3 protein-coding genes are annotated in these 2,588 nt (G+C 63.4%); 2 read left to right on the top strand and 1 reads right to left on the bottom strand.

The window, feature by feature from the left end; all coding sequences use genetic code 11:
• Positions 1-241: 241 nt before the first annotated feature.
• Positions 242-1,021: an SDR family oxidoreductase gene (locus tag EN738_RS33335; RefSeq protein ID WP_127287259.1), complete on the bottom strand. Its 780-nt coding sequence runs from the start codon at positions 1,019-1,021 to the stop codon at positions 242-244.
• Between the two features lie 120 nt (positions 1,022-1,141).
• Here EN738_RS33335 and EN738_RS33330 point away from each other — a divergent pair, with 120 nt between their 5' ends.
• Together EN738_RS33330 and EN738_RS33325 are read left to right on the top strand one after the other, a co-directional pair.
• On the top strand, positions 1,142-1,963 hold the full coding sequence (locus tag EN738_RS33330) for a UDP-2,3-diacylglucosamine diphosphatase (RefSeq protein ID WP_127287258.1): 822 nt from the start codon (positions 1,142-1,144) through the stop codon (positions 1,961-1,963).
• A 126-nt stretch (positions 1,964-2,089) separates the two neighbouring features.
• Positions 2,090-2,588 (top strand): MFS transporter (locus EN738_RS33325; RefSeq protein ID WP_145967019.1); only part of this gene is annotated, 499 nt, incomplete at its 3' end.

Genomic DNA, 2,588 nt, shown 5'->3' with positions numbered 1-2,588 from the left:
TTTTAGAGCAATTCCAGGAAAAGTGTGAAACGGTTTTCCGCCCGGAATTGCGTCGAAACAAGGAGATAGAGCGGTTCAGCGTTTCGATGAAACGATGAACAGCTCTAGCATGCGACGCGAGCTTTTCGCGACGGCAAATGACGCAATTGGCATTCACATCGGCGAAGCAGGAATAACCAAGCTATTTCACCCCTTGTGGCGGGGTTCTGCGATATAGCGGGCGGCCGGCGCCGCCAGCAGGTCAGAACGCGCTGACGTAGAGGCCGCCATCGACTGGAATGTTCTGGCCGGTGAGATAGCCGGCATGCACCGAGCACAGGAATGCGCAGATCTGGCCGAATTCCTCGGGCGTGCCGAGGCGCTTGGCCGGAACGTCGGCGCTGATGCGGGCTTTTCGCTCGGCGGCGGCGGCGGGATCCTCGGTCGTGCCGGCCTCATGCGGACCACGCAGCCGGTCGGTGTCGAGCTTGCCCGGCAGCAGGCTGTTGATGGTGACGTTGCGGTCGACCACCGTGCGCGCCACGCCGGCGAGGAACGAGGTCAGGCCGGCGCGCGCGCCGGACGAGAGATCGAGGCCGGGGATCGGCACATAGACCGACAGCGAGGTGATGTTGACGATACGACCGAAGCCGCGCTTCGCCATGCCGTCGATCACCGCCTGGATCAGCTCGATCGGCGTCACCATGTTCTGCGTGACGCCCTCGAGGATCTTCTCGCGGTCGAGCGTGCGGAAATCGCGCAGCGGCGGCCCGCCATTGTTGTTGACGAGGATGTCCGGGTCCGGGCAGGCGGCAAGCAGCGCCTTCTGCACCTCGGGCTTCGACACGTCGCCCGCGATCTCGATCACCTTGACGCCGAATTTTTCGCGGATTTCGGCGGCGGTCTTCGCCAGAAGGTCCGCGTTGCGGCCGTTGACGACGAGATCGCAGCCGGCCTCGGCCAGCGCGATGGCGCAGCCACGCCCGAGCCCCTTGCTGGATGCGCAGACAATGGCCTTCTTTCCGCGAATGCCGAGATCCATGACGGTCTTCTCCTGTTATCGAGCGCGGCAAGCTAGCGCTTGGGCTGGACCAATCGCAACCGTCATACGGTTGTTGCATGAATCGGGGCATAGGCTCTGCGAAAGCAACGGTGACAAGCGATGTCCGGCCCAGAGCCCCGCACTTTCCGATCGATGTTCATCTCCGACATCCATTTGGGGTCGAAGGCGGCCAAGGCCGACTTCCTGATCGATTTCCTCCGGCATCACGACGCCGATATCATCTATCTGGTCGGCGACATCGTCGATGGCTGGCGGCTCAGGCGCAGCTGGCACTGGCCGCAAAGCCACAACGACGTCGTGCAGAAATTGCTGCGCAAGGCGCGCAAGGGCGCCTCGATCACCTATATCGCCGGCAACCACGACGAGTTCGCCCGCCAGTTCCAGGGCGTGCATTTCGGCGGCATTGTCGTCGCCGACCGCGCCATCCACGAGACCGCCGACGGCCGGCGCCTGCTGGTCATCCATGGCGACCAGTTCGATACGGTGGTGCACAACCAGCGCTGGCTCGCCTATCTCGGCGACTACGCCTATGACGCGGCGATGCAGGTCAACCGGATCATCACGCGGCTGCGTCAATTGCTCGGCCTGCCTTACTGGTCGTTCTCATCCTGGGCCAAGGTCAAGGTCAAGAAGGCGGTCAACTTCATCGGCTCGTTCCAGACCGTGTTGAGCGACGAGGCGCGCCGCTCGCATGTCGATGGCGTCATCTGCGGCCACATCCATCACGCCGCGATCGAGAATTACGGCGATGTGCAATACATCAACACCGGCGACTGGGTGGAAAGCTGCACGGCGGTGGTCGAGCATTTCGACGGGCGCATGGAAATACTGACCTGGGCGCATGTCCTGCCCGAGGCTCCGGCCGGCAAGGACGTGCTCGTTCCCGTCAACATCAAGGGCAGGGCGGTGCAGGCGGCCTGACGCCAGGCCCCTGCGGGCGCAAACGCGCGTTAATCGATTAGTCCAGCCGGTTTCGCCGGGTTCTTCTCCATGTTAGGGATCGCCATACGTTGCGGCCGGTAGAACGCGGCGTAATTGGATCGATTCATGTCCTTGCCGCCGCTCACGCCTGAACAGCTCGTCAAGCCGCGCCATTTCGAGCTGCGCATGAGCCTGATCTTCGCCACGCTCTTCGTGTCACTCGGCACGCATCTGCCCTACTTCCCGCTCTGGCTGCAGGCCAAGGGTTTCCATGCCGAGCAGATCGCCGTCATCCTCGCGGCGCCCATGTTCCTGCGCGTGGTGACGACGCCGCTGCTCACAGCGCTTGCCGACCGGGCGCGGGACCGCGCCAATGTTTATATAGCGCTTGTGGCCGCATCGATGCTGCTCGCCGCCGGCTATTTCCTGCCACCCACCTACGCCATCGTGCTCGTTGTCTCGCTGGCGCTGACCGTCGTCTGGACACCGCATTCGCCGATCGCCGATTCGCTGGCGCTATCGGGCGTGCGCCGCTTCGGCTCCAATTACACCAGCATGCGCAAATGGGGCTCGATCTCCTACCTCTGCGCCAATGTCGTCGGCGGCTTCATCCTGGCGCGCACGG

The sequence above is a fragment of the Mesorhizobium sp. M4B.F.Ca.ET.017.02.2.1 genome (assembly GCF_003998955.1).
Classification (GTDB): Bacteria; Pseudomonadota; Alphaproteobacteria; order Rhizobiales; family Rhizobiaceae; genus Mesorhizobium; species Mesorhizobium abyssinicae.
Note: the sequence above shows the minus strand (reverse complement) of the source record. Positions and strands in the feature narration are given on the sequence as shown.

Bases quoted from the DNA above. Each gene is read 5' to 3' on its own strand.
- EN738_RS33335 (WP_127287259.1), bottom strand. From the start codon at position 1,021: ATGGATCTCGGCATTCGCGGAAAGAAGGCCATTGTCTGCGCATCCAGC.
- EN738_RS33330 (WP_127287258.1), top strand. From the start codon at position 1,142: ATGTCCGGCCCAGAGCCCCGCACTTTCCGATCGATGTTCATCTCCGAC.